This window comes from Megasphaera intestinihominis (assembly GCF_040096415.1).
GTDB lineage: Bacteria > Bacillota > Negativicutes > Veillonellales > Megasphaeraceae > Megasphaera > Megasphaera intestinihominis.
The window spans coordinates 1-5262 of the sequence record NZ_JBBMEU010000103.1; the positions used below are offsets into that span (position 1 = coordinate 1).

A 5262-nucleotide genomic window follows, 5' to 3' on the forward strand; every position below is an offset into this window, starting at 1 on the left:
GCCTAAAAGTATCACTTTTTTCAGTAGGGGGAAGACCCCTATTTATGTAAACTATGTTATTGCACATAACACACGTGGCGAGCCCGCTCAGGCAAATCAGTGATAACGGGATTCTTGCATATGCTGACGGGCGCCCCACATGGGCGCCCCTACTATAGAGAAAAAGGGACCATGCATGATGGTAAATACCTTCTTCTGAACGCCGCTACGCGTCAAAAATGCGCCATTTCGTGACACATCGGACGGCTTGAGACGAATCTGGTGATATAATAAACTTGTAAAATACTTGTTTATTGAAAGGAGGCGTCACGATGGTACGAATTGCGATTTGTGATGATTTACAGGAACAGTTGGACATCATTCAAAAGGCAGTCCAACAGTATTTCCACGATAAAAAGGAACCGACCGAAGTCTTTACCTATAACAATGCCATGGATTTCGTCGATGCTTTTGAAAAGGAAGGGAATTTCGACATCGTCCTGCTGGATATCTGTATGCCCGGCCTGCTGGGGACGGACATTGCCGCAGAGATGCGCAAGCAGAAGAGCCGGGCGGAAATCGTCTTCTTGTCGACGAGCGAAGAATTTGCCGTCGAAGCCTTTGCCGTCCGGGCTGCCCATTACCTGGTCAAGCCCTTTACGCAGAAAGAGTTCGACCAGGCCATGGACCGCGTCATGGAAAGCATCCGCCAGCGCCACAGCGGCAAGATGATCTTCCGCCTCGTCGGCGGCGGTATCCAGGTCGAAGAAGTCAACGCCATCCTCTACGTCGAAAGCAATGGGCACATCCAGCAGGTCTATACGGCAGACCACTTGCTGCTGGAAACGCGGCAGTCCCTGGCTAGTCTCTTGGATACGCTGGATGCCATTGCGCCGGGCCAGTTCGTATCGCCTGGGAAAGGCTATATCGTCAACCAGTCGGCTATCCGCGTCATCAAGAGCGATTACATCGAAATCCAGGGCCATAAGATTCCCCTGGCCAAGCGGAAATATCGCCAGTTCCAGGAAAGTTATTTAAAATTTATCTTCGGGCAGGAAGCCTGAGAAGGAAGTCATTATGGAGTATAATCACGTAACCCCGGCCGTCGTCGCGGACCTCGAAGCCATCGTCGGCGCTAAATATGTCTGGACGGACCGGGATAAAAAGATTCCCTATGGACAAGACGAAGGGACCGGGCCAGCCTGTCTGCCCGACGTCGTCGTCCTGCCGGCGTCGGCCGAAGAATTGGCGGCTGTCGTCCGCCTGGCCAATGACGCCGTCATCCCGGTCATCCCCAGGGGGACCGGGACCGGCCTGGAAGGCGGAGCTGTGGCCGACAGCCGCGGCGGCATCGTAGTCAGTACGGAACGGATGGACCGTATCGTAGAAATCAATGAAGACGCCATGTACATGGTCGTCCAGGCCGGCGTCATTACGGCGCGGATACAGGAAGAAGCCCGCAAGCGCGGCCTCCTCTATGCCGGCGACCCCTGCAGCGGCGACTGCTGCTGTATTGGCGGCAATGGCGCGACCAATGCCGGCGGCAACCGGGCCGTCAAGTACGGGACGACGCGGGATCAGATCTACGCCATCGAAGTCGTCACGCCGACCGGGCAGATCGCCCATCTCGGCAAGCGCCTGCACAAGATGACGGCCGGTTATCCCCTGGAAAAAATCGTCATCGGTTCCGAAGGGACGCTGGGCATCATTACGGAGCTGACTTTGAAGCTCGTACCCCTGCCCAGGGCCACGGCCCACGTCCTGGCCGTCTTTCCGTCGCCGGAAACGGCCCTGGCCCTGGTCACGGCCCTGCCCAAGGCAGGTATTACGCCGACGTGCCTGGAATTCATGGACTATGACGTCATTTCCGTCGTCCAGGACTGGCTCAAAGAAAAACAGCCCTGCCCGGCCGGCGGCGCCTATATGATTATCCAGCTCGACAGCTCGCGGGACGAAACGCTCGATGACGACTGCGTCACTGTCGATGAAGTCTGCCGCCGCCTGGGAGCTGTCGATGTCTTCATGGCCGACGCCGATAAAGTCTGGAAGGCCCGCAAGGCCTTTACGGAAGCGTCGGCTGCGGACTGCCCCGTGGCGGCCATGGAAGACTTCGTCGTCCCGCCGGACCGGCTCCTGCCCTTCATGGAACGCTTACGGGATTTGGGACAGGCGCTGGGCGTCGTCTTCCGCGGTGTCAGCCACGCCGGCGACGGCAATATCCATCTCGATGTCCTGCGCAAGGGCTTCGCCGATGAAGGGGATGAAAAGCAGAAAGTCGCCGCCTTTGAAGATAAGGCCTGCCAGGCAGCTTATGAGCTGGGTGGTGCCATTTCCGGGGAACACGGTATCGGTCAGGCCCGCAAGGCCCTGTTCGCCAAGTATACGGATCCGGTGGAACTGGCCTTGATGAAGGCTGTGAAGCAGGCCTGGGACCCGAAGAATATCCTGAATCCCGGAAAAATTTTTGACTGAGGTATAGAAAACTATGGAAACCTATTGTAATGACTGTCCCCGCCGCTGCGGCGTCGTCCGCGCGGCCTTTTGGGATGAAAAAAAGATGCCCGGCTTTTGCCACAGTCCGCTCCAGCCCGTCGTAGCCCGGGCGGCCCTGCACCAGTGGGAAGAACCCTGTATCAGCGGCAGCCACGGCTCTGGCGCCGTCTTTTTCACGGGCTGCAACCTGCGCTGCTGTTTCTGCCAGAATGCCACCATTTCCATGGGCGGGACGGGCGTGCCCATTACGGTGGACAAGCTGCGGGAGCTTTACGGCCGGCTCATCGCCCAGGGGGCGCACAACATCAACCTGGTCACGCCGACGCCGTATAAACAGGCCATCTTGGCGAGTCTGGCCGCCCCCCTGCCGGTACCGGTCGTCTACAACTGCGGCGGCTATGAATCGCAGGAGACGATTGACGATTTCAAGGGCAAAGTGCAGATCTATCTGCCCGATTTGAAATACCTCGACCCGAAATTGGCCAAGCGCTACAGTGCTGCCGAAGACTATCCGCAAGTCGCCACGGCGGCCATCCTGCGCATGTACGACCAGGTCGGCCCTTATGAAATGGACGACGACGGCATCCTGCAGAAGGGCGTCGTCATCCGCCACCTCATCCTGCCGGGCTGCGTAGACAATACGAAAGCCGTCATCGACTGGGTGCGAGACCACTTCGATGACGGCCAGGTCTTATTCAGTTTGATGCGCCAGTATGTACCCTGCGGCCGGGCCGGGGAATACCCCGAAATCGACCGGCCCTTGTCGGACGAAGAGTACGATGAAGCCGAACAGTACCTCTTCGACAGCGGCATCGAAGACGGCTTCGTCCAGGAAAAAGGCAGTGCCAGCGACGCCTTCATCCCGGCCTTCGACGGTACAGGCGTCGTCTAAGACGGGCTGCCCTTGCCCCAGGGGACGCGGATGTACGTAGAGAACCAGCCGTCTTCACAGGTGCAGAGGACGCTGGCGTCATAGGTGTCGCGGAAGCGGCTCAGCGATTTCATGCCGATGCCATGGCCCTTGACCTTTGTCGTCGGCAGGCCGTCTTCATCGAGGGCTACGGTCCCGTCGAAGCGGTTCTTGACCAGGATGCTGAGGATGTCGCCCTGGCAGATGGTCAGCAGGGACAGGGCGCGATGGCTTCCGGGCTGCTTTTCGCTGGCATGGATGGCATTTTCGATGAGGTTGGACAAGACGATGGCCAGGTCGGAGCTGAGAGCCGTATTTTCCTTGGGGATGACGGCTTTGACGGTAATGGGCATGTGCAGGGCTTCGGCTTTGGCCAGATACGTCGACAAGGCGGCGTTGACCAGGGGATTCTGACAATACTGTTTGCGCTTGGTCTGATTCAGCTCGGCACCGATTTCCTCGATGAGCTGCAAGGCTTCTTGGGAACGATGGGACACGATGAGTTGTTCCAGTTCGTCCAGGTAGGCCTTGCGTTTTTTATATATGGCCTTCATCTGGTTCTGTGACTCCAGCAGGGAATGGGTATAATCGTAGCTGGCTTCGATTTGGGCTGTCATATTTTCTGTCCGTTCGTACATCTTCAGGGTCTGATCGGTTTAGCGGAGGCCCGTGCGGATGCTCTGGGCGATGATGAGCAAAGCCAGGAGCAGGATACTGCGGGGCAGGAGCATCCGGTCCATGATGAGGACGTCCGAACTGGCCATGATGAAGTACATGTCCAGCAGCAGGAAGAGCGGCAGCATGCTGATGTATTTCCAATAGTGATGCGTCGTCAGATGACGGTATTTCACGAAGACTTCATTGAAATAACGGCGCAGCATGGGCATAAGGGCCATGTAGCAGACGATATAGAACAGCCATTGGGCCGGATAGATGGCTGCCGACAGGGCCGGCCGGGAGCTGTCGCCATGGAAGATGGCCAGCAGGATCAGGGCCATCAGGGTGTGGACGAAGATCGTACAGGCTGCGCGGATGGAAAAGACGTAGAGATGGAGGAATACATAAGGCCGGATCGTCACGACGGCCCAAAGAAAATGGGGAATCCAGGCGATGACAAAGACTTTTTTATATAAGATGAAGCTGTGTTCCCAGGGACCCCAGACGAACATATAGAGGAAAAAGAGGAGTTCCATGAGGTACAGGACGGCATATCCACCCAGGACGAGGACTTTCTGCCGATGCTTCAGCAAGGGTTCAAAGGCATAGTACTGGAGGATAGCTGGCGGCATGAGGGCTGTCGTCATCAGGAAAACGGTCACGATGTTGTAAAGCATGGCTGAGTATCACTTCCAATCAAGTCTGATAGGGAATCGTCAAATACAGGCTGGCCAGGTGGTTGTGGAGGTCATAGCGGAAGGTCGCCTCGTAGAGCCGGGAGAACTGATTCAGGTCCGGAACGAACTGGGCATAGGGCGCTTCCCGGAGGAGGTCGTTTTTGTCGTCCGGGATGTCCGGTGATACGGCATGTTTAATGAAGACCAGCAGGCCGCCGTGTATGGGCGTCGTCCCGATGATGAGCAGGCGCTGGTCTTTCGGCAGGGACTGGAGGGCCTGGGCCGACATGGCAATGGCTTTGGCCAGGATGTCGCCCAAGGCGATTTCAAAGGGCAGGGACGGGGGGAAGCCGTCGTCAAGACCGTAGCTGACATGCATATCACTCCCTTTCTATCAAATACAAGATACCTTATTATGGCATATTTATGTGGCTGGCACATGGATGTTTCTGATAAGGTGCATTATAATTTGTAGGGGCTCGCACGTGCCTTTTCAGCCCGTCAGGCCATGACTACAAGGAATGGCAGGACGGTTGCTGAAACGGA

At 56.8% G+C, this 5262-nt stretch carries 6 protein-coding genes; 3 read left to right on the forward strand and 3 right to left on the reverse strand.

Annotated features, from left to right (window positions below):
* The first annotated feature begins 311 nt into the window (after positions 1-311).
* The 3 genes from WMO23_RS10875 to WMO23_RS10885 are packed head-to-tail and all read left to right on the forward strand — an operon-like array spanning position 312 to position 3364.
* On the forward strand, positions 312-1043 hold the full coding sequence (locus tag WMO23_RS10875) for a LytR/AlgR family response regulator transcription factor (protein ID WP_020311424.1): 732 nt from the start codon (positions 312-314) through the stop codon (positions 1041-1043).
* 13 nt (positions 1044-1056) lie between these two features.
* Positions 1057-2451 carry an FAD-binding oxidoreductase gene (locus WMO23_RS10880; RefSeq protein ID WP_020311425.1) on the forward strand — a complete coding sequence of 465 codons (1395 nt, stop codon included), beginning with the start codon at positions 1057-1059 and terminating at the stop codon, positions 2449-2451.
* Positions 2452-2464: 13 nt separating this feature from the next.
* Positions 2465-3364, forward strand: coding sequence for a radical SAM protein (locus tag WMO23_RS10885; protein ID WP_020311426.1), 900 nt, complete (start codon positions 2465-2467; stop codon positions 3362-3364).
* On the opposite strand, the gene WMO23_RS10890 is transcribed toward WMO23_RS10885, so the two are convergent.
* The 3 genes from WMO23_RS10890 to WMO23_RS10900 are packed head-to-tail and all read right to left on the reverse strand — an operon-like array spanning position 3361 to position 5095.
* Positions 3361-4020 carry a sensor histidine kinase gene (locus WMO23_RS10890; protein ID WP_036200712.1) on the reverse strand — a complete coding sequence of 220 codons (660 nt, stop codon included), beginning with the start codon at positions 4018-4020 and terminating at the stop codon, positions 3361-3363. The genes WMO23_RS10885 and WMO23_RS10890 overlap by 4 nt on opposite strands.
* An 18-nt stretch (positions 4021-4038) precedes the next feature.
* Positions 4039-4716: a hypothetical protein gene (locus tag WMO23_RS10895; protein WP_303267868.1), complete on the reverse strand. Its 678-nt coding sequence runs from the start codon at positions 4714-4716 to the stop codon at positions 4039-4041.
* Positions 4717-4735: 19 nt separating this feature from the next.
* A complete protein-coding gene (locus WMO23_RS10900; RefSeq protein ID WP_292108286.1) occupies positions 4736-5095 on the reverse strand; it encodes a hypothetical protein in 360 nt (119 codons plus the stop codon).
* Between the last annotated feature and the right edge of the window lie 167 nt (positions 5096-5262).